Here is a 23,317-nt window from a genome sequence, read left to right as displayed (position 1 = left end):
AAGGCTACGACGGCCGCCCCGGGTCAAACTTTTCCCTAGCCGCCCTTGCCTCCTTCCTGCGCCTCGCGCCATGCCAGCAGGCGCGTCACGCCTTCGGCCATGCCTACCTGCGGCTGCCAGCCGATCTGTTGTCCCGCCAGATCGTGCGGGATGTGGAAGGCGCCGCCCGAGGTCAGGCGCACGGTGCCAGGGGGATCCGGCCGGATCTCCGGTTCCAGATCGCTGTTGCAGTAGTCCAGCACCAGCCGCACCAGTTCGCCGGTGGTGATGGGCGCGGGGCCGGACACGTTCACGGCCACGTCGGTGGCGTCACTCTGGAACGCGGCGACGTTGGCGCGCGCCACGTCCGAGACATGCACGAAGTGCTTGGTGTCGGTGCCGTCGCCCGGCAACACCGGGCGCTCGCCCTGGCGCACACGGTCGTAGGTTTCCATGATGTAGAGCGAATTGGCTGCGCGGTAGTGCTGGCGCTCGCCATAGACGGTGGAATAACGCAGCACCACGTAGTCCAGCCCCGCCTTCTGGTAATACTGCCGGCACAACTGCTCGCCCATGATCTTGGACGCGCCGTACAGGATCGCCGCGGGCGGCGCGCCGACGGAATGGAACGGGCCGTTCTCGACCAGCGCGCCGGCGATGCCGCTGCCATAGCCGTAGACCGCGTTGGAAGACGCGAACACGATCTTCTTCACCTTGTTGGCGCGGCAGGCTTCCAGCATGTTCTGCGCGCCGCGGATGTTAACGTCCACCGCCTGCCACGGCGTCTGCGCGAAACCCAGCGTCATGTAGGCCGCCAGGTGCAGCACGCCGTCCACGCCCTCGGTGGCGGCCAGCAGGTCCGGCAGGCGCATCAGGTCGCCGCGCACCACTTTCACGCGCGGGTTGCCTTGCAGGTGGGCGATGGCCTCGGGCGTGCCGAAGGCGAAGTTGTCCAGCAGGATCACTTCGCGCACGCCGGCGGCCAGCAGCGCGTCGGCGGTGTGCGAGCCCACCAGGCTGGCGGCGCCGGCGATCAGGATGCGGGCATCGGCCAGCGGCAGCGCCGCGCTTTTCTTGTCGGTCGTCATGTGTTTCACAGTCCCATCGGTTGATTGTGCATGCCCCAGTACAGGCTCTTGACCTGGCTGTACAGGCGCAGGCCGTGCAGGCCCTTCTCGCGGCCGATGCCGCTGGCCTTGAAGCCGCCGAACGGCGTGGCGATATGCGATTGCTTGTAGGTGTTGATCCAGACCGAGCCCGCCTCGATCTCGCGCGCCACGCGCCAGGCGCGGGCGTAGTCGCCGGTCCACATGCCGGCGGCCAGGCCGAAGGGCGTGTCGTTGGCCTGCCGGATCACGTCTTCCTCGTCTTCGAATGGCAGCGCCACCAGCACCGGGCCGAAGATCTCCTCCTGGCAGACGCGCGCGCCATTGCCCAGCCCGTCGATCACGGTGGGCAGGTAGAACCAGCCGTTGGCCAGTTCGGCGCGGTCCGGCGCGGCGCCGCCGACCAGCACGCGGCCACCTTCGGCGCGGCCGATATCGACATAGCCGGCGACCTTGTCGCGATGCGCGCGCGACACCAGCGGCCCCATCTGCGTGGCCGGGTCGTCGGGCAAGCCCACCCGCACCTGGCGCGTACGGTCCACCAGCGCTTCCATGAAGCGGCCATAAACGGACTTCTGCACGAACAGGCGCGAACCCGCCACACAGCTCTGGCCCGCCGAGCCGAAGATGCCCGACACCACGCCGGCCACGGCGCGGTCCAGGTCGGCGTCGTCGAACACGATATGCGGCGACTTGCCGCCCAGCTCCAGGCCCACCGGAATCAGCCGCTGCCCGGCGATGCCGCCAATGGCGCGGCCGGTCTCGGTGCCGCCGGTGAACGACACCATGCGCACGCCGGGATGCTTGACCAGCGCGGCGCCGACGTCCTCGCCGTGGCCGGGCAGCACCGTCAGCAACCCTTCGGGCAGGCCGGCCTCGGCGCAGATGCGGGCCAGTTCCAGCGCAAGCTGGGGGGTTTCCTCGGACGGCTTGAGCAGCACCGCGTTGCCGGCCGCCAGCGCCGGCGCGGCCTTCTGCGCCTCGTTCATGATGGGCGAATTCCACGGCGTGATGGCGGCGATCACGCCGAACGGCTCGGCCAGCGCCAGCGAGAAGTATTCGCCGCGCGGCGACGTGACTTCGTTCTGCCAGGTCTCGCAGACGGCGGCGTAGTAGCGGAAATGCCCGGCCGCGCTGTCGACCATGTTCAGGCATTCCTTCCACGGCTTGCCGCTGTCCTGCATCTGCAGCCGCGCCAGCGGTTCGCGCTCGGCGGCCAGGCGGCGGCCGATCTCGTACAGCGTGGTGGCGCGCTGGTCGGGACGCAGCTTGCGCCACGGCTGGCGCTGGAACGCGTCCCAGGCGATGGCGACGGCGCTATCCACATCGCGCGGCAGGGCCCGCGTGACGATGCCGGCAACGCTGCCGTCGGCCGGATTGATGGAGGTGATGACGGCGTCGCCGTCCTGGCTGTGGCGCCATTCGGCGCCCAGCCGGAAGGGCTTGTGGCTCGATGCGTGCATAAGGGTCGGGCAATCCAGAGGTCTTCGGTAGACGCATCATCGGCCGCACGACTATTAGGCACAATTCGATATTTTTCTTATATTCTTAGCTCATGGCTATGAATATCAAGTACCGGCCGCTCAAGGCCTTTCTGCTGGCGGTGGATACCGGTTCGTTCACCCACGCCGCCAGTCAGCTGGGCGTGACGCAGCCCTCGTTCACCGCGCTGATCCAGGACCTGGAAGACGTGCTGGGCCTGCGGTTGTTCGAGCGCACCACCCGCAGCATCAGCCTGACCTCGGCCGGGCAGGATTTCTATGCCCGCGTGCAGCGCCCGATCGCCGACCTGGAAGAAGCCTATCGCGGCCTGGCCGACCTGGCGGCGGTGCGGCGCGGCAACGTGACGCTGGGCGCCCTGCCCTCCACCGCGCTGGCGTTGCTACCGGTGGCGGTCGGCGCGCTGCGCCAACTGCATCCGGCGCTGAAGGTGCGGGTGGTCGAGGCCCACAACGACGAACTGGTGGCCATGCTGCGCACCAACCAGATCGAATTCGCCGTCGGCGCGCTGGCCGAGCCGGCGCCGGACCTGTCGTTCGCGCCGCTGGCCGAGGACTGCTTCTGCGCCATCTACCCCGAAGGCCACCGCCTGGACAGGAAACGCGGTCCGCTGCATTGGCGCGACGTGCTGCGTTACGACCTGATCCTGCTGTCGCAGGGCTCCAATGCGCGCCAGCAGTTCGACCGCGCGGTGCGCGAGGAAACCGGCGCGCCGGCCACCGCCCTGCGCTACGACGTCACCAACATGGGCACCGCCGCCGGCATGGTGCGGCAGGGCCTGGGCGTGAGCGTATTGCCGCGCCTGGCACTGCCGGAATTGAACCTGGCCGGCCTGCGCGCCGCGCCGCTGTGCGATGCCTCGGCCCGCCGCGCCATCGGCCTGTTGCACCGGCGCGACCGCTCGCTCTCGCCAGCCGCGCAGGCGCTGGCGACGCAGCTGGCGACCGCCATGCAGGCGATCTCGCAGCGGCTGCTGCCATTGCCACCATTGAAGTAATCCGCGGCAAGCCCGCCTCACCCCGCCACGAACAACGCCCCAACGCGCGCCACATCCGCATCGTCCAGCACGCCCGCCTGCCAGCGCAGCGCCAGCCACGCCAGCAGGTGGTCATAGCGGGCGCGGTCCAGGTCGCGCAGCGCCTCGAAGCGCTGCCGCTGCGCATCCAGCACATCCAGATTGGTACGCTCGCCGCCCTCCACGCTGCGCCGTGTGGCCCGCACGCGCAAGCCGGCGGCATCGGCCGCCTGCTGGTAGGCAGCGATACGCTGGCCGCTGCTGGCGAACGTGCGGAACTGCCGCTCCAGGTCATCGAGCAGCGTCCAGGTGGCGGCCTGCAATTTGTGCTGCGCTTCCTCCTGCTCGGCCAGGGCCTGCCCGCTGGCCGCCGAGGTCCTTCCGCCCGAATACAACGGAATGCTGACCTCGATACCGATGGAACCGGTGTCGTAGTGTTGGCCGATCTGGTTCTCGCCGTTGGAATTGGTCAACTGCTTGCGGGCATATAGACGCGCGGTCGGCAGGTGGCCGGCCCGGGCCGCTTCGTAGCGCTGGCGGCTGGCCTGCACCAAATGGCGCTGCGCCTGGATTTCCGGATTGCCATCCAGCGCCAGCGTGCGCCATCCCGCCAGATCATGCTCGTCCACCGCCAGCCTGCCCAACCCGGCCAGATCCACCTGCGCCAGCGGCCGATCCGCCAGCGCCGGCCCGACCATGGCGCCCAAAGCGTTGCGCGCATCGCGCAACTGGTCCTGCGCCTCGATCTCCTGTGCCTGGACCACGCCGGAGCGCGCCTCGATCTCAAGCTGGTCGGTACGCGTACCCTGCCCCGCGGCCACGAAGCGCGCGCTGCGGCGCGCATCCTCTTGCAGCGAACGGCCCTGCGCCTGCGTCAGGGCCAACGCCCGCTGCGCGGCAAGCACGGCCGTGTAGGCCTGCAACACGCGCACCGCCAGCGCCTGCCGGGCGCGCGCCAAGGTCAGCCCCGCGGCCTCCGCGCGTTCGCGGCCGGCCCGGTACTGCGCGAACGCCGCCGCGTCGAACAACGGCTGGCTGAGCGTAAAGCCCGAGGCATGACTGGCATAGCGCGAGCGTTGCTCGAACGTGCCCCAGCGGCTCTGCTGGCGGGAAGTGGTGTCATTGCGGGCACGGTTGTAGTGATAGCTCAGGTTCGGCAACAGGCCGCTGCGGCCCAGCGCCAGTTCCTCGGCGTCGGCGCGCTCGCGTGCACGCGCCGCTTGCCAGGTGGGATCGGACGACAACGCCATCGCATAAGCCTGCCGAAAATCCAGCACTTGCGCGACCGCGCCCGCCGGCAGCAACATCACCCACGCCAGCGCCCATGCCACGCGCAACCTCGACCAGCGGCTCATGCATCCCCCCACGCCAGCCGCGCGCGATCGAGCAGCGGCTTGAACAGATAGTTCAACAGCGAACGCTCGCCCGTGCGCACGAACACCTCCACCGGCATGCCCGCCTGCAGCGGCGCATCGCCGATGCGGCGCAACTGCCCCGGCGCCACATTTGCCCGCAGGCGGTAGTAAGGCCGTCCGCTGCGCTCATCCTCGAATCGGTCAGCGGACACCAGCGTCACCGCCCCCTCCAGGCGCGGCGTGCGGCTGGCATCGAACGCCGTGAACATCAGCTCCACCGGCAAGCCGGCATGCACCTTGTCGATGGATTCCACCGGCAGACGCCCTTCCACCACCAGCGGCTGGTCCCGCGGCACGATCTCCATCAGCAGCGAACCCGGCTGCACCACGCCGCCCACCGTATGGATTGCCAGCGCGACCACCGTGCCACTGGCCGGTGCGCGGATCTCGCTGTGCGCCAGGTCGAACTGCGCCGCGGCCAGCTTCTGCGTCAACTGTTCGCGCTGCACCCGGGTTTCCGCCAGATCGCTGCGCACTTCACGCTGGAAAGCATCTTGCCGCTGCTGCGCGCGCACGGCCAGCTCGGCGATCTGCTGCCGGGTCTGGCCCAGCGTGCCCGTTTCCGTCGCCATGTCGCCGTCCAGCTGCGCCAAGGACCGTTCCAGTTCCAGCACCCGGTTGCGCGGCACGTAGCCTTCGCGCGCCAGGTCGCGCAGGCTGCCCAACTGCTCGCGCAGCAAGGCGCGCTGCGCGCGCTTGTGCGCCAGCGTCGCATCCAGGCCGCTGGCCAGGGCGCGGCTGCCCGACAACGTGGCCTGGATGCCGGCCAGCTCACCCGCCAGCGCCGCGCGGCGACTGGCGAATAGTTGGCGTTCCATTTCAAGGGCGGTCATGGCCTCGGCATCCGAATCCGCGCCAGGAGACGCCAGCGCCTCACGGCCATCGCGCTCGGCCAGCAAGCGGGCCTCGCGGGCGCTCACGGCCGCCAGCTGTGCGTGCAGGCTCCGCGCCTCGCCGCGCACCCGCGTGTCGTCCAGCCGCACCAGGGCCTGGCCGGCTTGCACCGCATCGCCCTCGGCCACCAGCAAGGCGCTGACCACGCCGCCTTCGATACTGTCCACCGCCTGCCGTTCGCCGGTCACCACCACGATGCCCGGCATCGCCACGCCATTGTCCAGCGGCGCCCACGCGGCCCAGGCCAGAAAACCGCCAAAGCCCAGGACCAGCACCCACCAGCCAAACCGCGCCGACCACCCGCCGCTTTCGATCGGATCGACCGCATTGGATTCACCGGTGTCGCGCTCGGGCCGCAACACCACCACGCGATTGCCTTCGGCGCGCCCTGTCATGCCTTGCCTCCGGAAAACTGCCCAGGAAACGCCCCGCCCGCCAGCGGATACACCTGCGCCACGGATGCCGGCGTCCGCACCGACGACGCGGGCACCGCGCCGCCGGCCCCTGTCGCGCCCGCCATGCCGGGCGTCTGCGCTGCTTGGCCCGGAGCCGCCTTCGCGTCGAACGTGGCCGGCCGCGGTGCCGCCGCGCCCTCCGCCCCGGTCGCCCCTGCCGGCGGCGGCCGCAGCACCTCACTGGTCGCGCCAAAGCGTTGCGCGCGCCCGTCACGCAGCAACAGCAGATGGGTCGTGGCCGCCAGCACCTTGGGCCGGTGCGTCACCAACACCACCGTCGCGCCGATCTCGCGCAATCGCCCCAGGGCATCCAGCAAGGCTTGTTCGCCGGCATCATCCAGGCTGGCATTGGGCTCGTCCAGCACCACCAGGCGCGGCGTGCCATACAGCGCGCGCGCCAACGCGATGCGCTGGCGCTGGCCGCCCGACAGACCCTGGCCGCCGGCGCCGAGCAGCGTGTCGTAGCCACGCGGCAGGGCCAGGATCATGTCGTGCGCCCCGGCCAAACGCGCGGCCTCGATGACACGCCGCGCCAGTTCCTCGCAGTCGCTGTCCGGATCGGGAAAACGGGCGATGTTCTCGGCCACCGTCCCCGAGAACAGCTCGACGTCCTGCGGCACATAGCCCAGCCATTCTCCCAGCCGCGTGCGTTCCCACTGCCGCAGGTCGGCGCCATCCAGCCGCACCGCGCCCAGCCGCGCCGGCCACACGCCGGCCACCAGACGCGCCAGCGTCGACTTGCCCGCGCCCGACGGCCCGATGACGCCCAGCACCTGCCCCGGCTCCAACGCCAGCGACACGTTCACCAGCGTTGGCTGCGCCGCGCCGGGCGGCGTGACCGTCGCGCCCTCCAGGCGCAAGGCGCCCGTCGGCTCGGGCAGCGTCAGGCCGGCGGGCTGCCCGGGATACGTCTCCAGCAACGTCTGCAAGCGCCGCCACGCCAGCCGCGTGCCGGTCCATTGCCGCCACGCGCCGATCACCTGGTCGATGGGACTGAGCACCCGCCCCATCAGGATCGATCCGGCGATCATCATGCCGGCGCTGACATGGCTTTGCAGCACCAGCCATGCGCCCAGACCCAGCACCAGTGATTGCAGCGCCAGGCGCACCGTCTTCGACATGCTGGCGATCATCGCCGAGCGGCGGCTGGCCAGCCCCTGGCGCCGCACGTAACCCACGTGCAGCCGCTGCCAGCGCGCCCGCAGCCGCGCCAACATGCCCATGGCCTGGATCGCCTCGGCATTGCGCAACTGGCCGTCGGCCTCCACCCCGGCCCGCACCGACAACCCGCCCGCTTCGGCCAGCAACTTGCGCGACACCTGCTCGTTGAGCCACGCCAATGCCACCAGCGCCACCGCGCCCGCCAACGCCAGCGTCCCCACCCACGGATGGAACAGGAACATCACCAACAGGAACAACGGAAACCAGGGCGCATCGAAGAACGCGAACACCGCGCTGCCGGTCAGGAACTGGCGCACCGTGTTCAGGTCGCTGACCGCCTGCCCCGCGTTGGCCGGCACGCCAGCCAGGCCGCGCTGGAACGCCGCCTCATGCACGCGCCCCGCCAGCGCCGCGTCAAAGCGCGCGCCGATCTGGATGATGACGGCGCTGCGCGCGTAGTCCAGCGCGCCCATCAACGCCAGCAGCCCGACGATCATCAGGCTCAACATGACCAGCGTAAAGACGTTGCCGGACGCCAGCACGCGGTCGTATACCTGCAGCATGTAGAGCGACGGCGCCAGCATCAGCAGATTGGCGGCGACGCTGAAGGCCGCCACGCTGACCCAGCCCGTGCGAAAGCGCCCCAGCAGCGATTTGATCTCCAGCGCGCCCCCTTCCGGTGCCGCGCCCGCGCGCTTCTGGTCTTGCTGCATGGTGGTGTGTCCTTGTCCGGCTGGAAGGCTGGGAGTTGCGGAATGAATAAACAAAAAGACGGTCGCGACGGGATAGGCCCGCCGCGACCGTGGCCCCGCGAGGCCGAGAAGCCGCGGGGAAACTCACGGAAGGGTTATGCCGCCAGGGCGAGGTCGGCTTCGGTGGCGAAGTTGTGGCCGACGAGGTCGGCGATGGACATGCTGATGTCCATGTCGTTCTGCACCAGAGCGCCGAACAGACCGTCATGGGACATGACGCCGGCCTTGACGTCATCGAAGCCATCGACATGGCCGTTCATCAAACCCCATACGATGTCGTGTACGTCGTTCCCTCGCCCTTCCGACACGTCGCCATGGATCGGCGCATCGAACGTGAACGTGATGAGCGGATCGACCACATGCCCAGCCTGATCCACCCCACCACCCAAGGTGATGGAGTCCATCGAGCCCCATACGGTGTGCGGCGTGGCGCCTTCGACCTTGGGGCCGCTGTACGGCGGGAAGTAGTAGTTCAGTTCACCCGAGGCCACGAAGGCATAGTGGGCAACGTTTTTGCTGGCATAGCCATAGTCGGTGCCGTTGAAGGGGCCGCCACCGAAGAAGCCTCCATAGTTTTTTCCGGCGGTGTGTTCACCGGCAACGCCGTCGTTCTCGAAGACCACCAGCATGGATGCCAATGAATCCTCCATCGAGATGCCTTGAGGAAGGTGACTTTCGTCGATAAAACTGATCGAAACGGACATTTTCATACTCCATTAACTACGAATTCAGCCGGGTTACCCCGACTCCGTTGACGCCGCGCCAGGCGGGCGCCAACCATGCGAACCACTCGCATGTTCTTTCGAGGGACCGCCATACGCCGGTCCCGGTCAATGCTTGACTTAAAAGCGCACCTCCATGCCCACCGTGACGGTGCGGCCAGGAGCGAACGTACGCGCCAACGCGTCGGAATAGCCTTCCACGTACATACGATTGGTGATGTTCTCGACCGCCGCCATCAGCTTGACGTTGTCGTTGGCCTGATAACTGGCATACCAGTCCCAGGTGGTGTACTTGAACCAGACCTGCGCGCCGCCGGTGTCGCGGTTGTACCAACCTTCGCCGCTGTAGTTGAAGCGCACGCCGGTATCCAGCTTGCGTTCCAGCAGCCGCACGCCAACGAGCACCATGCCTTTATCCACAGGCTTGGCAATGGCACTGTTGAAAACGAAGTTGCCGCATGAGGTCCAAGCGTCGGCCCAGGCCCGCCAGGAGTCGTACCCTGCCGCAAGCGCTTCGTCGTGCGGCTTCGGATAGCTGCCATCCGACTTAGGCACGTCATACCGGTTTGGCCCAGAGCCCAGGGGATAGACGTTTTCGCAGAACTTGTTCGGTCCCCCGAGGTAATGCGTATAGCTCGCGGCGCCATAGACAAGACCGGCGTCATAGCGTCCTTCCAATTCGAGACCGCGGAACCGGGTACGAGTGAGATTGTTGGTAAAGAAGGTCGTGCCCAGTAGCGGGAAGTAGTTGCCCGGGCTGGTCTCACTTCCCGGCAACAGCCCCATCATGGAGGAAAACAGATAGTTGTCCGCCCGCGTGTCGAAATAGCCGACCTTGAACGACAGATCGTCGCCCCGCGCCATGACGTCCTTGAAGATGGCATTGACACCCACTTCCCAGGTTTGGGCGGTCTCAGATTTCAGGAAGGGGTTGGGTACGATCGTTTCGAAGCCTTCCGTGGGATGACCTCCGGCCATCATCAGTTCATTGATGGCTGGCGGACGCCACGACTTGCCCCAACTGCCATACAACTCCAGCCAGCGGGCGGGGCGGATGGCGGCGGACAGCGACGGCAGCAGCTTGCCGCCGCTGCGATGAACGTCGTACTCGTACATGGTGGGCTGCCCGTCGTCCCACCAAATGTCCGGAAACTTTTCCTCGAATTCCTTTTTTTGGCGGTTCACGTGCGCTACCTTCTTTTTGGAAGGGTCTGGTACAAGGCCCGTCCCGTTAGGGTTGCGCATGTACCCGTATTCAAAATAGGTATGGTCGGAATCCCACCATGCTTTCAATGCTGCGGCGTCACCAGTTCTCGCTATGCGGCAAGCTTCAGACATGAGTTCTATATAGCCCTCGGTATGCGAAGCCCAGTAGTGGCTTGTTGCATCATGGCAAAAGCTAGATTCAGCTACCCTCACCGAGGTTTGATGAAACGGCGCTGTCCCAGGCATCTGTGTCTTGCCTTTGGCCTGATACCGTTCATAGCGCAAGCCTGCGGAGACCGTATAAAAATCGTCTTCCAGCTTCAGTTCGGCGAAGAAGCTGCCCATGCTGCGGCGCCCCCGCGGGTTTAAGCTGTCCTTACCATCCGCGTCGAACGGTGAGACCTCGCGCCCCTGGTTATTCCAGCGGCGGCTCGATGCAGCGCGATCAGTGAAATATTCAATGCCGTAGTGGGCGCTGAGTAGCGTGCTCTTGCCCAACACGAAACGGGATGTATTGTCCGCTTGCAAGCCATGGGTCCGGGTGCGCAAACGGGTTTCCTTGCCAGTGCCGTAGTGGGTGCAGAGGTCTATCGCATAGCCAGACTTGTACCCGCCGGTTTCACAAGTGCCTGTACCAGCGCTGTTCCAGTATTCGAAATGAACGCTCTCTCGAATCTTCGCCGCATCGGTGGTGAAGAAGTCTCCAACGCCTACGGATCTGGGATAGTTCGGTTCCGTGTAGTTCTTGACGTTGGTATCGACCCCATAGATCTTCACGTTCAAATCCAGCCATGGCTTGTCCGCCGGCTTCAGCTTGTAGTCCAGCGCATAGCTGTTGGATTGCGCCCTGGAAGTTCCCAGCTTGCGCCAAGGGGTGCCGCTGCTATCCGGATCCGCCCAGACAGAATCCGCCGTGTACGAATAGTTCACCTGCGTACCGACATAACTCAATTGCAGGGACGATGCATCATTCAACTTCCAGCGTGCCTTGAACAGGCTGGAATCCTGATCCTGGCCCGCGTATTTCACATCGTTGAATTCGACCAAACTGCCACCCCGGCCACTGCTGTCAGTCACCCAGACCCGATTTTGTCCATCCACTACGCCACGCGTCCCAAACCGATAATCCCCGATCGACCGCCGCGATACCGCCGCCATGACTTCCAGGTTCTCACCCGCGCGCGCCGCGCCCGCCGCGCTACCGATGAAGTTGACGCCGTTGCCCTGGTATCCCATCCCGGACATGCCGCGCAGCTTCCAGCCGATATCCCTGCCTTCGCGCAGCACATCCCCAAAATCCAACGTCCGAAAATCCACGCTCCCCGCCATCGCGCCGGTGCCATGCACCCCGCGCACCACGCCCCGCTCCACTACGGCCTCGGACAGGAGTTCCGAATCGACATACATTTCTCCATTGCGTTGCATGTGCCCGTTCTGCACGAAGTCCTGGCGCATGCCGTCGATCATCATGTTGACGCGGCCGAAGTCCTGCATACCGCGGATGTTGATCGACAGGCCCGGGTTCTGGCGGTTGACGGCGCTGGCGACGCCGGGGGTGTCCTGGATGAGTTCGGCGGCATGGCGCACCGGGACGCGGTCCATCTCTTCGCGCGTGACGATGCTGACGGCGCGCGGGGCCTGGTAGACGCGCTCGTTGACGGTGTTGCCCTGGACGACGACCGGCTTCAACGAGTAGACCTTGGCGCGTCCGCCCGGGCCGTTGTCGACCAACTGGAAGCTGATGCGTCCGCTGCCTTCCGATACCCGGTAGCCAATGGGGCTGTTGCCCAGCAGATGGACCAGCGCCGCGGCAGGGCTGTAGGCGCCCTTGATGGCGGCGCTTGTGTAGGACGAGAGATCGACATCGCCGACATACAGATCGACGCCGGCCTGGCGGGCGAACGCCAATACCGCTTGGGACATGGGTTGGGCGGGGACATCGAACGTGCGCGCCTGCGCGGCGGCGTCCTCATGGTCCTGCTGATCGGGTTGCCCCGCCGCCACCGGCATCGGCGACTGCGCCCACACCGTTGCCACGCAAGGCATTGCCAGCAGCCCTGCTCCCATCATTCGGCCCGCCACGCGGGCATTGATCAGTTTTCGCTTCACGTTCGTCTTTGGTTGCTTCCGATGCAAACGCGCATCATTAGCATTAACGGATGAGAAGCGAACTACAGTAAAAAAAGTTTGGAAAAGAGAAATCCCCGGGGGAGGCGCAAAAGAAGCACGGGATTTCGTCCTAGGCCTAACAAGACTTTTTCGTGCGGAGCCGGCAGATGAAAGAGCCGACCTCAAATACAAACCAGCGTTTGTTTTTGCGTTTTACAAACCTGGCGCTGTACCCGGGGATTCAATACAGCAACGTCAACCCCGGCAGTCGCATCTGCTTCAGATGCATCTCGGCACGGAGCGTGGCGAGCGCGCCGTCGAGATTGTCCAGGTGGAACAACGCATGCACGGGCCGGCGCGCGGCGCCGCGGTTCGCCAGGATCAGATGGCCCGGCTGGAATTCGCCGATGCGTCGCAGGGCGGCATCGAGAGGCTCGCCGTCGAAAATCAGGTAGCCCTCGGCCCAGGACGCGCCGCGAGCGGGCGCGACCTGGCTGCGCACGATGCCGCCGGCATGGCTGTAGCGGGCGCTTTCACCTGACACGAGCGTCGCGTGCGCCACGCCGGAGACGGGGCCCCGGTCCAGCGCGACCGCGACACGATGCTGCAAGACGCCGATCCACGCATGCCCCGCATCCTGGCGACGCACGGCATAGCGCGTGCCCAGCGCGGTCATGCTGCCGCCGGCCGTCGTCACCACGAAACTGCGCGGCTCGGCCGCGCCCGTGGGCGCCGGTGCGAACACGGCTTCGCCGCGCAGCAATCGCACCCGGCGTGTGGTGGCGTCATATTCCACGTCGAGCGCGCTATTGCTGCCCAATAGCACGTGGCTGCCGTCCGGAAGGTCGAAGGATCGGATTTCGCCGACCGCGCTGCGATAGTCGGCCAGCCACGGCGCCACCGCGTCAGGCCCGCCGATCGCGGCTGCGACGGCCAACGCCACGCCAGCCATCGCGACAGCGCGCCGCCGTGGCGCCCAGCACGTCGCCCGCCACCACCACGCGGCACAGGCGCGCCACTGCTGGCGTCGCGACCGGGGTACCGGCTGCGCGAACAGGGGCAGGTCGCGGCATTCCCCCGCCAAGGTCCAGGCCATCTCGGCGTCGGCCAAGGCCGGGCCGTTGCGCGTGTCGCGCGCCAGCCAGCGGTCCAGCTTGCATTGCTCGGCTGGCGCAAGCGTGCCCGAGGCCAGGCGCAACGCCCAGCGGCTGGCCTGCCGGCGCAGGCGTCGTTCGCGGCCGGGGCGGCTCAGGAGGTACATGGTGGGATCTTCATAAACGAGATAACGGCCCAGCCGCGAAAGACAGTAAAAAAAGTCGCGAATGCGGGCGTTCAAGGGTCGTCTCCCAGGCGTTCGCGCATCAGTTCCAGCGCCATGGCCAGGTGCTTCTGCACCGAACTGGGAGAGATATCCAGGTAACGAGCGGCGTCCTGGTAGCTCAGGCCCTCGACGCGGCAGAGCTGGAAGATCTGGCGCGTGCGCAACGGCAGTTCCGCCAGGGTGGCGGCCAGCCGCGCCAGCTGCCGCCGGACATGCACGTGGACGTCGGGCGCGGTGCGCAGGTCGCGCACGCTTTGCAGGAGTTCGTCGGACGCCACCTCGGTACGGGCCTGGTGATGATTGCGGCGGTGGTCGATCAGCAGACGGTTGGCGATGGCGTAAAGATAGGCCAACGCGTTGTCGGAGGGCAGCTCGTCTTCTTGCGCGACGAGGCGAGCGAAGCACTCCTGCACCAGGTCGGCGCTGAGTTCGGCTTCGCCGGTTTTCAGGAACAGGTAGCGACGCAGCCGCTCGGCGTAAGCCGCATACAGGCGCGCGACATCGGGTTGGGGCGCCACTTGCTCGTCGCCGTCAATCTACTCAATCGTGATGGACATCAAGGGTGAGCGAGGAGACTAGCATCGATCCCTGGCGGGACCGGCGACTGCGACATGCGAATCCGTCGGAGATTTGATCAATCGGCCGCGCGAGAGCGGGCGGTACCGCCCTGCACCTTCCATCCCAGCTCCGCCGAGATGCGCGCCGCGGCATCCTTGACCACGTCGACCATCTCGCGCATGCGTTCGAGCGACATGTACGGCACGGTGCTGGACACGCTGATCGCGGCGACGATGCCGCTGGAGGCATCGCGCACCGGCGCCGCCACGCAGCGGATCGACGGCTCGTTGTCTTCCAGGTCGAAGGCGTAGCCGTTGGCGGCGTAGTCGCGCATGCGCTCGCGAAAGGCTTCCCAGGTCTGGCGGCCGCCGGGCGCGCGCGACGACACCGGCGCGCCGACGCGATGCAGCGCTTTCCATTGCGGTTCGTCGGCGTCCAGCAGCAGCGCCTTGCCGACGCCGGTGGCGGCCAGCGGCATGCGATGGCCGACGCGCGAACGCATCTCCAGCCCTTTCTTGCCGGGGATCTTTTCCAGGTACAGCACCTCGTCGCTGTCGCGCACCGCCAGGTGAATGGTGTCGCCGGTCTCGGCCGCGAGGCTGTCGAGGTACGGCCGCGCCAACGTCGCCATGGGGAAGGCTTCGCGCGCCTGGAAACCGAGTTCGATCAGCTTCGGCCCCAGCACGTAGCCGACGCCGGGCAACGAACGCAGGTAGCGCTCCTGCACCAGGCAGCTGGCGAGCCGATGCGTGGTGCTGCGGGCCACGCCGATATGGGCGCAGATGTCCTTGAGGTCGCGCGCGCCCGCGGCAACGGCCTGGATCACGCCCAGGCCGCGCATCAGGGTCTGGGTGCCGGCGGGGGCCGCGGCGTCGGGATCGTAGGCGGGGGCAAGGGACGACGAGTCGGACATGGATCAACGGCAGAGGCGGGGAATCGGATTGATTCCCTGTATATGGGATTTAATTCTATATTTTGAGATTTTTCAAGCGCTGATCTAGAATTTTTCCCAGCCCGCTCCTCGCCGCTCCGGCGCCATCGCGGGCCTGACGACAACAAGGTCGGCCACCCGCCTGCCCTCGCGAATACCGCGCCCTCTTCGGCGCGCCCTCGCCCGCAGCGCGCCGCCGGCCCGAGACGAGACAGATTCTGATGACAACCGGATTGCCTGCCCGCGCGGCCCTCATAGCGCTGGACTGGGGCACCTCTTCGTTGCGCGCCTACCGCCTCGATGGCGCCGGCCGCACGCTGGATACCCGCCATCTGCCGTGGGGCATCATGCGCCTGCCCCAGCCTTTGCAGGACGGCGCCGCCACCCCGAGCGGCCAATCGGGCTTCGAGCTGGCCTTCGAGCAGGCCTGCGGCGACTGGTTGCGGGCCGAGCCGCACCTGCCTGTGATCGCCTGCGGCATGGTCGGCAGCGCCCAGGGCTGGCAGGAGGCCGCCTACCTGGACGTGCCGGTCGACCTGCCGCGCATCGGCACCCTGCTGACGCGCGTCGAGCGCAACGGCGCCACGCCGGTGCACATCGTGCCCGGCCTGATCCAGCGTCACGGCCTGCCCAACGTGATGCGCGGCGAGGAAACCCAGGTCTTCGGCGTGCTGTTCGACCAAACCGGCGACCCCGCCGACAGCGTGCTGATCGGGCTGCCCGGCACCCATTCGAAATGGGTCAACGCGCGCCGCGGCCAGGTCACCCATTTCGACACCTTCATGACCGGCGAGGTCTACGCCGCGCTGCGCGGCCACACCATCCTGGGCCGCACCATGGTCGAGGCGCCGACCTCCGACATGGCTGCCTTCGAGCGCGGCCTGAAAGTGGCCGGCGTGCCGGCCGGACGCGCCGGCGTGCTGTCGACGATCTTCAGCACCCGCGCGCTGGGGCTGACCGGCGAACTGGCCGGCGTGTCGCAGGCCGACTACCTGTCGGGGCTGTTGATCGGCCATGAGATTTCCGCGCTGGCCGACATGCTGCGCCTGCAGGGCGACCTGCCGCGCATCGTGCTGTGCGGCGACGACGCGCTGTGCCAGCGCTACATCCTGGCGCTGCGGCACTACGGCCTGGGCACGCCGCAACTGGCGCAACACGCCACCGAGCGCGGCCTGTGGCACCTGGCGGTCAGCGCCGGCCTGGTGCCCGCCGCCCCTTCTTCCGAGACCACACCATGACCCATACCGGACTGCAAACCGCCATGGCCCATTGCGGCCTGATCGCCATCCTGCGCGGCATCACGCCCGCCGAGGCCGTGCCCATAGGACGCGCGCTGTACGACGCGGGCTTTCGCCTGATCGAAGTGCCGCTGAATTCGCCCGAGCCGCTGGCCAGCATCCGCGCCATGCGCGACGCGTTGCCGGCCGATTGCCTGGTGGGCGCCGGCACGGTACTGAACCCCGATGACGTGGCGCGCATCAAGGACGCCGGCGGCGAGCTGATCGTCATGCCGCACAGCGACCTGGCCGTGGTGCGCGCGGCCAAGGCCGCGGGCCTGGCCTCGTGCCCCGGCGTGGCCACGCCGACCGAGGCCTTCGCGGCATTGGCCGCCGGCGCCGACGTGCTCAAGATGTTCCCCGCCGAACAGCTCGGCCCGGCCGTGCTCAAGGCCTGGCGCGCGGTGATGCGCCCGCCGATCGCGCTGGTGCCGGTCGGCGGCATCACGCCCGACAACCTTTCCACCTACGCCCAGGCGGGCGCCAGCGGCTTCGGCCTGGGCTCCGCCTTGTACAAACCCGGCCTGTCGGCCAACGAAGTCGGCCAGAACGCGCGCGCTTTCGTCGCCGCCTGGCAACGCGCCTATCCCGCCCAGGAGACCCAAGCATGAAGATCACCAAGCTCACTACCTACATCGTGCCGCCGCGGTGGTGCTTCCTGAAGATCGAGACCGACGCCGGCATCGTCGGCTGGGGCGAACCGGTCGTCGAAGGCCGCGCCCACTCGGTGGCCGCCGCCGTCGAGGAACTGTCGGACTACCTGATCGGCAAGGACCCGCGCAACATCGAGGACCACTGGACCGTGCTGTACCGCGGCGGCTTCTACCGCGGCGGCGCCATCCACATGAGCGCGCTGGCCGGCATCGACCAGGCGCTGTGGGACATCAAGGGCAAGGACCTGGGCGTGCCCGTGTCGCAGCTGCTGGGCGGCAATGTGCGCGACCGCATCCGCGTGTATTCGTGGATCGGCGGCGATCGCCCCGCCGATACGGCCGCCGCCGCCAAGGGCGCGGTCGAGCGCGGCTTCACCGCCGTGAAGATGAACGGCACCGAGGAACTGCAGTACATCGATTCGTTCGACAAGGTCGAGAAGTGCCTGGAGAACGTGGCCGCCGTGCGCGATGCGGTCGGCCCCAACGTCGGCATCGGCGTGGACTTCCACGGCCGCGTGCACAAGCCCATGGCCAAGGTGCTGATGAAGGAGCTGGACCCGTTCAAGCTGATGTTCATCGAAGAGCCGGTGCTGAGCGAGCACTACGAGGCGCTGAAGGAACTGGCGCCGCTGACGTCCACGCCGATCGCGCTGGGCGAGCGCCTGTTCTCGCGCTGGGACTTCAAACGCGTGCTGGCCGACGGCTACGTCGACATCATCCAGCCCGATCCGTCGCACGCCGGCGGCATCACCGAGACGCGCAAGATCGCCGCCATGGCCGAGGCCTACGACGTGGCGCTGGCGCTGCACTGCCCGCTGGGCCCGATCGCGCTGGCCACCTGCCTGCAGATCGACGCCGGTTGCTACAACGCCTTCATCCAGGAACAGAGCCTGGGCATCCACTACAACGCGGCCAACGACCTGCTGGACTACGTCAGCAATCGCGAAGTGTTCGCCTACGAAAACGGCATGGTCGCGATTCCGCAGGGCCCCGGCCTGGGCATCGAGGTCAACGAGGAATACGTCAAAGAACGCGCGGCGGTCGGCCACCGCTGGCGCAACCCCATCTGGCGCCACGCCGACGGCAGCTTCGCCGAGTGGTAAGCCGGTAGAAAAAAGCGAAAGAGGAGACCCCCTTGACCACCGCCACCCATCCGGGCCTGCAAAGCGCCCAGCGGCCGACACGCAGCCGCTATCTCATCATGGTGATGCTGTTCATCACCGTCGTCATCAACTACCTGGACCGCAGCAATCTGTCGATCGCCGCGCCCGCCCTGAAGGACGAGTTCGGCCTGGACACGGTGCACGAAGGCCTGATCCTGTCGGCCTTCGGCTGGACCTATGCCGCCATGCAGATCCCCGGCGGCTGGCTGGTGGACCGCGTGTCGCCGCGCGTGCTGTACGCGGCCGCGCTGATCCTGTGGTCGGCGGCGACGTTCTTCATGGGCTTTGCCGGCAGCTTCGTGATCCTGTTCGTGCTGCGCCTGGCCGTGGGCGCGCTGGAAGCGCCCGCCTATCCGATCAACAACCGCGTCGTCACGACCTGGTTCCCGGAAAAGGAACGCGCCACCGCCATCGGCTTCTACACCTCGGGCCAGTTCGTCGGCCTGGCGTTCCTGACGCCGGTGCTGGCCTGGCTGCAGCACCACTACGGCTGGCACATGGTGTTCGTCAGCACCGGCCTGCTGGGCATCGTCTGGGGCGTGCTGTGGTACATGATCTACCGTGAACCGCGCCAGTTCAAGGGCGCCAACGCGGCCGAGATCGAGCTGATCCAGAAGGGCGGCGGCGTGGTCGACCTCGACAAGCGTGTCACCGAGAAGAAGGCCCCGTTCAACTGGAACGACCTGGGCCTGGTGATGAGCCAGCGCAAGCTGTGGGGCGTGTACCTGGGCCAGTTCTGCCTGACCTCGACGCTGTGGTTCTTCCTGACGTGGTTCCCCACCTACCTGGTGAAGTACCGCGGCATGGACTTCATCAAGTCGGGCTTTCTGGCGTCGGTGCCGTTCCTGGCCGCCTTCATCGGCGTGCTGTGCTCGGGCGTGCTGTCGGACTTCCTGATCCGCCGCGGCGCCACGGTGGGCCTGGCGCGCAAGCTGCCCATCATCCTGGGCCTGCTGATCTCGACGTCGATGATCGGCGCCAACTTCACCGATTCCACGCCGTGGGTGATCTTCTTCCTGGCGGTGGCGTTCTTCGGCAATGGCCTGGCGTCGATCACGTGGTCGCTGGTGTCGGCGCTGGCGCCGGTGCGGCTGCTGGGGCTGACCGGGGGGGTGTTCAACTTCGTCGGCAACCTGTCGTCGATCTGCACGCCGATCGTGATCGGCTTCCTGGTGTCGAAGGATAGTTTCGCGCCGGCCATCGTGTATGTGTCGTCGCTGGCGCTGCTGGGCGCGCTGTCGTACATCCTGCTGGTGGGCAAGGTGGAGCGCATCGAGGCCTGATCGCGCATCGCCGCTGCCGCAGTCCCTGAAGGGCGCCCACACGTGGGCGCCCTTCTTCTTTGTATCGCCGATTTCGGAAGAGTTCCGCGCGAGGTGTGGCGGTATAATCACGTTATGTTATATCATCACTAATGATAGGCATTCCCAATCCGCCGCGGAACACGCCGGAATTGCCCGTTTCCCCCTCCCATTGATTTCCCCGCATCTTCGGACGAAGAAGGACTCGCAGTGCTCGAAGCCATCGGCCTGACCAAACGCTACGGCGACCAGATCGCGCTCCACCCGCTGGACCTGCGCATCGAGCCGGGCGAGATCTATTGCCTGCTGGGCGCCAACGGCGCCGGCAAGACCACCACCATCAACCTGTTCCTGAACTTCATCGACGCCGACGGCGGCCAGGCCCGGATCCACGGCCTGGACGTGGCGCGCGAACCGCTGGCCAGCAAGCGCCACGTGGCCTACATCCCCGAGCAGGTCAACCTGTACGGCACGCTCAGCGGGCTGGAGAACCTGCGCTACTTCGCCGCGCTGGCGCTGGGCGAAGCCCCGCCGCGCGCGCGCCTGCTGGAACTGCTGGCCGAGGTCGGCCTCGATCCGTCAGCAGCCGACAAGCGCGTTTCCGCCTATTCCAAGGGCATGCGGCAGAAAGTCTGGATCGCCGTGGCGCTGGCCAAGGATGCGCGCGCGCTGCTGCTGGACGAACCCACCTCTGGCCTGGACCCGTCCGCCGCGGCCGAATTCACCCGCCTGCTGCAACGCGCCAGCGAGCGTGGCGTGGCCATCCTGGCCACCACCCACGATCTGTTCCACGCCCGCCAGACCGCCACCCGCGTCGGCATCATGAAGCGCGGCCGGCTGGTCGAGAGCCTGGACAGCAAGCAGATCGACGACACCGACCTGCAGGCGCTGTACCTGGCGCACATGAGGACCGGCGCATGATCCTGCTGATCGCCCTCAAGGACCTGCGCGAACGCCTGCGCGACGGCCGCTTGTACTGGGCCGGCGGCATCGTTGCGGTGCTGCTGCTGACCGCGCTGGCGGTCGGCTACCTGCACCAGCAGGAAGCGCGCGCCGAGCAGGCCGCGGCCCAGAACACCGACTACGCCGACTGGCTCAAGCAAGGCGCGCGCCATCCGCACGACGCCGCCCACCAGGGCATGCACGTCTTCAAGCCCGACACCACGCTGGCGCTGCTGGACCCGGGCATCAATCCGTACATCGGCAGCACCGTCTGGCTGCAGGCGCACCGCCAGAGCGAGGTCAAGTTCCGTCCCGCGCAGGACGCCACCGGCCTGCAACGCTTCGGCGACCTGTCCGCAGCCTGGATCCTGCAGGCGTTGGGGCCGTTGCTGGTAATCGTGCTGGGCTTCAACGCCTTCTCGGGCGAACGCGAACAAGGCATCCTGCGCCAGACGCTGAGCCTGGGCGTGGCGCCCTGGCGCCTGCTGTGGGGCAAGGCCACGGCGCTGGCCATGAGCCTGGGCCTGCTGCTGGCGCCGGCCGCGCTGGCCGCCATCGCGGCGGTGTGGCTGGCGGGCGGACGCGCCGATGCGCTGTGGCGGTTCGCCGTGCTGGCGGGCGGCTATGCGATCTACCTGGCGGTCTTCGTCTTCCTCACGCTGGGCGTGTCGGCGGCCGCGCGTTCGTCGCGCGTGGCGATCACCGTCCTGCTGGCGCTGTGGATCGCCAACACGGTGATCGCGCCGCGCGTCATGGCCGAACTGTCGCGCGGCCTCTATCCCAGCCCGACGCGGCTGGAATTCAATCAGGCGCTGCAGGACGACCTGAAGGCCACGTCCGACCGCGTCTGGATGCAGGCCTTCGGCACCACCGAACGCTGGAGCCGCGACGTGCCGCTGAACAAGTGGGGCCTGGCGCTCAAGCTCGACGACCAGTCCAGCTATGCCGTCTACGACCGCCACTTCGGCCGCCTGTGGGACACCTGGGAGCGGCAGCAGACCGTGCAGGAATCGGCCGGCTGGCTGATGCCGCTGCTGGCGGTGCGTGCGCTGTCCGCAGCCATGGCCGGCACCGACTTCGCCCACCACCGCGATTTCACCACCGCCGCCGAGCAGCAGCGCCGCGTGATCCAGGACATCGTCAGCGCCGACCTGGTGGCGCACGCCGACACGCAGGAACACCTGCATTTCTCGTATCAGGCCAGCCCGTCGCTGTGGGCCCGCGTGCCGCCGTTCCGCTACCAGCCGCCCGAGGCCGGCTGGGCCTTGCGGCAAGCGCGCCTGAGCCTGTTGATGCTGGGCGCCGCGCTGCTGCTGAGCCTGGCCTTCGCCTGGCGCGCCGTGGCCCGCCAGACCGCCCTGTAGGAGATCCCAGGTGCACGATTCGCAATTCCGCCGCTTCGGGATGGTCCTGCGGCACGAACTCCGCCTGCTGACGCGCGAACGCGCGCTGTGGCTGTGCGGCCTGCTGTTCCTGCTGCTGGTGGGCTACGCGGTCTTCAACGGACTGCTGCAGACATCGCTGCGCGACGAGGCCCAGGCCGCGCTGGCGCGCGCCGACGCGCAGAACCGCGCCGGCCAGCTGGCGCAGCTGCAACGCATCATGGACGGCAGCGAAACCCCGACGCCGTTCGGCAACCCCGCCAGCCCCGCCAACATGGGCGGCGGACTGGGCGCGCACTACGCCATCATGCCCAGCGAGCCGCTGGCCCCGGTGGCGCTGGGCCAGACCGACCTGTTCCCGTCGCAGTTCAAGGTGACCTACGACAGCAAGGTCAACTTCATCCACAACAACGACATCGAGAACCCCTGGCACCTGCTCAGCGGCCATTTCGACCTGGCGTTCGTGGTGGTCTACCTGCTGCCGCTGCTGATCTTCGCGCTTGGCCACAACCTGCTGTCCGGCGAAAAGGAAGACGGCACGCTGCGGCTGCTGCTGTCGCAACCGCTGGCGCTGCTGACCCTGATCAGCGGCAAGATCGCGCTGCGCGCGGCCGTGCTGCTGGGCGCGGCGGTGCTACTCCCGGTGGCCGCGTTGCTGCTGGCCCGCCCCCAGGCACTGCAGGCCGCCAGCGCCACCCTTTGGTGGGCATTGCTGGTCGGCGCCTACGCGCTGTTCTGGTTCGCCGCGGTGGTGGCAGTCAACGCCTTTGGCAAGTCGTCGGCCGCCAACGCCATGATCCTGATGGTCGGCTGGGTGCTGCTGGTGCTGGTGGTGCCGGTGCTGCTCAACCTGGTGGCCGCCTACGCCAGCCCCGCGCCGTCGCGCGCCGAGCTGGCCACGCGCACCCGCGTGGCCACGGCGCTGGCGATGCGCGACCACGCCGCGCTGCTGTCGACCGACTACGGCCACATGGACAAGCCCGACGCGCTGATCCCGCGCGATGGCCGCCTGGAGATCACCGGCCGCCCCCTCGGCCATGCCCGCGTCGAGCGCCAGGTGGACGCCGCGATGCAGCCCGAGCTGGACCGCTTCGACGCGCAGATGGCACGCCAGCAGGCGCTGGTGGCGCGCTACAGCGTGCTGTCGCCGGCGGCGGTGGCCTTTGAAGGCATCACCGCGCTGGCCGGCACCGGCCAGCGCCGCCACGCCCATTTCATGCGGCAAATCGACGCCTACCACCGCGCCTGGAAGGATTTCTTCCTGCCCCGCATCGAAGCCAGCCGCGCCATCACGACCGCGGACTTCGCCGCCATGCCGGTCTTCCAGTGGCAGGAGGAAGACCCCGCCGCGGTCCGCGCGCGGGCCGTGCGCGCGCTGCTGCAGCTGCTGGCGCCCACCGCATTGCTGCTGGGACTGGCCGGCTGGCGCCTGCGCCGCTATCGCGTGGTCTAGACACAGGTTTTTCACCCCCCAT

Annotated in this window: 18 protein-coding genes; 8 read left to right on the top strand and 10 right to left on the bottom strand. The window is 67.6% G+C overall.

Going from position 1 to position 23,317, the window contains the following annotated elements:
* Window positions 1-35: 35 nt before the first annotated feature.
* Both AC1HFW_RS24140 and AC1HFW_RS24135 read right to left on the bottom strand, forming a co-directional pair.
* Entirely contained in the window at window positions 36-1,067 is a 1,032-nt protein-coding gene (locus AC1HFW_RS24140) for an NAD-dependent epimerase/dehydratase family protein (RefSeq protein ID WP_479285397.1), read from the bottom strand.
* A gap of 5 nt (window positions 1,068-1,072) precedes the next feature.
* The gene (locus AC1HFW_RS24135; RefSeq protein ID WP_479285396.1) at window positions 1,073-2,548 is read right to left on the bottom strand and encodes an aldehyde dehydrogenase; all 1,476 of its coding nucleotides are present in this window, start codon (window positions 2,546-2,548) and stop codon (window positions 1,073-1,075) included.
* A gap of 92 nt (window positions 2,549-2,640) precedes the next feature.
* On the opposite strand from AC1HFW_RS24135, the gene AC1HFW_RS24130 reads away from it, so the two are divergent.
* A complete protein-coding gene (locus AC1HFW_RS24130) occupies window positions 2,641-3,582 on the top strand; it encodes a LysR family transcriptional regulator (RefSeq protein WP_479285395.1) in 942 nt (313 codons plus the stop codon).
* 17 nt (window positions 3,583-3,599) lie between these two features.
* On the opposite strand, the gene AC1HFW_RS24125 is transcribed toward AC1HFW_RS24130, so the two are convergent.
* The 8 genes from AC1HFW_RS24125 to AC1HFW_RS24090 form a co-directional block, all read right to left on the bottom strand.
* Entirely contained in the window at window positions 3,600-4,955 is a 1,356-nt protein-coding gene (locus tag AC1HFW_RS24125) for a TolC family outer membrane protein (protein WP_479285394.1), read from the bottom strand.
* Complete coding sequence (locus AC1HFW_RS24120) at window positions 4,952-6,304, bottom strand: HlyD family type I secretion periplasmic adaptor subunit (protein ID WP_479285393.1); 1,353 nt, start codon at window positions 6,302-6,304, stop codon at window positions 4,952-4,954. Before AC1HFW_RS24120 ends, AC1HFW_RS24125 begins: the two co-directional genes overlap by 4 nt.
* Window positions 6,301-8,238, bottom strand: a complete 1,938-nt coding sequence (locus tag AC1HFW_RS24115) for a type I secretion system permease/ATPase (RefSeq protein WP_479285392.1) — start codon at window positions 8,236-8,238, stop codon at window positions 6,301-6,303. The genes AC1HFW_RS24120 and AC1HFW_RS24115 overlap by 4 nt, the downstream gene beginning before the upstream one ends.
* A gap of 134 nt (window positions 8,239-8,372) precedes the next feature.
* Window positions 8,373-8,981 (bottom strand): heme acquisition protein HasA, encoded by a 609-nt coding sequence (locus tag AC1HFW_RS24110; RefSeq protein ID WP_479285391.1) that lies wholly within the window; start codon window positions 8,979-8,981, stop codon window positions 8,373-8,375.
* 138 nt (window positions 8,982-9,119) lie between these two features.
* A complete protein-coding gene (locus tag AC1HFW_RS24105) occupies window positions 9,120-12,314 on the bottom strand; it encodes a TonB-dependent hemoglobin/transferrin/lactoferrin family receptor (RefSeq protein WP_479285390.1) in 3,195 nt (1,064 codons plus the stop codon).
* Between the two features lie 241 nt (window positions 12,315-12,555).
* On the bottom strand, window positions 12,556-13,650 hold the full coding sequence (locus tag AC1HFW_RS24100) for a FecR family protein (protein WP_479285389.1): 1,095 nt from the start codon (window positions 13,648-13,650) through the stop codon (window positions 12,556-12,558).
* Window positions 13,647-14,153 (bottom strand): RNA polymerase sigma factor, encoded by a 507-nt coding sequence (locus AC1HFW_RS24095; protein WP_006391559.1) that lies wholly within the window; start codon window positions 14,151-14,153, stop codon window positions 13,647-13,649. Before AC1HFW_RS24095 ends, AC1HFW_RS24100 begins: the two co-directional genes overlap by 4 nt.
* 116 nt (window positions 14,154-14,269) lie before the next feature.
* The gene (locus AC1HFW_RS24090; RefSeq protein ID WP_479285388.1) at window positions 14,270-15,106 is read right to left on the bottom strand and encodes an IclR family transcriptional regulator; all 837 of its coding nucleotides are present in this window, start codon (window positions 15,104-15,106) and stop codon (window positions 14,270-14,272) included.
* Window positions 15,107-15,345: 239 nt separating this feature from the next.
* Here AC1HFW_RS24090 and AC1HFW_RS24085 point away from each other — a divergent pair, with 239 nt between their 5' ends.
* From AC1HFW_RS24085 to AC1HFW_RS24055, 7 genes are all read left to right on the top strand, one after another.
* Window positions 15,346-16,362: a 2-dehydro-3-deoxygalactonokinase gene (locus AC1HFW_RS24085; RefSeq protein ID WP_035359603.1), complete on the top strand. Its 1,017-nt coding sequence runs from the start codon at window positions 15,346-15,348 to the stop codon at window positions 16,360-16,362.
* On the top strand, window positions 16,359-17,012 hold the full coding sequence (locus AC1HFW_RS24080) for a 2-dehydro-3-deoxy-6-phosphogalactonate aldolase (RefSeq protein WP_479285387.1): 654 nt from the start codon (window positions 16,359-16,361) through the stop codon (window positions 17,010-17,012). The genes AC1HFW_RS24085 and AC1HFW_RS24080 overlap by 4 nt, the downstream gene beginning before the upstream one ends.
* Complete coding sequence (dgoD, locus tag AC1HFW_RS24075; RefSeq protein ID WP_006391563.1) at window positions 17,009-18,157, top strand: galactonate dehydratase; 1,149 nt, start codon at window positions 17,009-17,011, stop codon at window positions 18,155-18,157. The genes AC1HFW_RS24080 and dgoD overlap by 4 nt, the downstream gene beginning before the upstream one ends.
* Window positions 18,158-18,189: 32 nt before the next feature.
* A complete protein-coding gene (locus AC1HFW_RS24070; protein WP_061073184.1) occupies window positions 18,190-19,500 on the top strand; it encodes an MFS transporter in 1,311 nt (436 codons plus the stop codon).
* 228 nt (window positions 19,501-19,728) lie between these two features.
* Entirely contained in the window at window positions 19,729-20,439 is a 711-nt protein-coding gene (locus AC1HFW_RS24065; RefSeq protein ID WP_006391565.1) for an ABC transporter ATP-binding protein, read from the top strand.
* Window positions 20,436-21,824, top strand: a complete 1,389-nt coding sequence (locus AC1HFW_RS24060; RefSeq protein ID WP_238891567.1) for an ABC transporter permease subunit — start codon at window positions 20,436-20,438, stop codon at window positions 21,822-21,824. Before AC1HFW_RS24065 ends, AC1HFW_RS24060 begins: the two co-directional genes overlap by 4 nt.
* A gap of 10 nt (window positions 21,825-21,834) precedes the next feature.
* Entirely contained in the window at window positions 21,835-23,295 is a 1,461-nt protein-coding gene (locus AC1HFW_RS24055) for an ABC transporter permease subunit (RefSeq protein WP_479285386.1), read from the top strand.
* Window positions 23,296-23,317 lie beyond the last annotated feature (22 nt).

This window comes from Achromobacter sp. ISS7, assembly GCF_056523125.1.
This window is presented reverse-complemented; position numbering and strand designations above follow the sequence as displayed.

Excerpts from the sequence above, each read along its gene's own strand:
- AC1HFW_RS24130 (WP_479285395.1), top strand. The coding sequence starts at position 2,641 with ATGGCTATGAATATCAAGTACCGGCCGCTCAAGGCCTTTCTGCTGGCG.
- AC1HFW_RS24120 (WP_479285393.1), bottom strand. The coding sequence starts at position 6,304 with ATGACAGGGCGCGCCGAAGGCAATCGCGTGGTGGTGTTGCGGCCCGAG.
- AC1HFW_RS24085 (WP_035359603.1), top strand. The coding sequence starts at position 15,346 with ATGACAACCGGATTGCCTGCCCGCGCGGCCCTCATAGCGCTGGACTGG.
- dgoD (WP_006391563.1), top strand. The coding sequence starts at position 17,009 with ATGAAGATCACCAAGCTCACTACCTACATCGTGCCGCCGCGGTGGTGC.
- AC1HFW_RS24125 (WP_479285394.1), bottom strand. The coding sequence starts at position 4,955 with ATGAGCCGCTGGTCGAGGTTGCGCGTGGCATGGGCGCTGGCGTGGGTG.
- AC1HFW_RS24060 (WP_238891567.1), top strand. The coding sequence starts at position 20,436 with ATGATCCTGCTGATCGCCCTCAAGGACCTGCGCGAACGCCTGCGCGAC.
- AC1HFW_RS24090 (WP_479285388.1), bottom strand. The coding sequence starts at position 15,106 with ATGTCCGACTCGTCGTCCCTTGCCCCCGCCTACGATCCCGACGCCGCG.
- AC1HFW_RS24115 (WP_479285392.1), bottom strand. The coding sequence starts at position 8,238 with ATGCAGCAAGACCAGAAGCGCGCGGGCGCGGCACCGGAAGGGGGCGCG.
- AC1HFW_RS24080 (WP_479285387.1), top strand. The coding sequence starts at position 16,359 with ATGACCCATACCGGACTGCAAACCGCCATGGCCCATTGCGGCCTGATC.
- AC1HFW_RS24140 (WP_479285397.1), bottom strand. The coding sequence starts at position 1,067 with ATGACGACCGACAAGAAAAGCGCGGCGCTGCCGCTGGCCGATGCCCGC.
- AC1HFW_RS24135 (WP_479285396.1), bottom strand. The coding sequence starts at position 2,548 with ATGCACGCATCGAGCCACAAGCCCTTCCGGCTGGGCGCCGAATGGCGC.
- AC1HFW_RS24110 (WP_479285391.1), bottom strand. The coding sequence starts at position 8,981 with ATGTCCGTTTCGATCAGTTTTATCGACGAAAGTCACCTTCCTCAAGGC.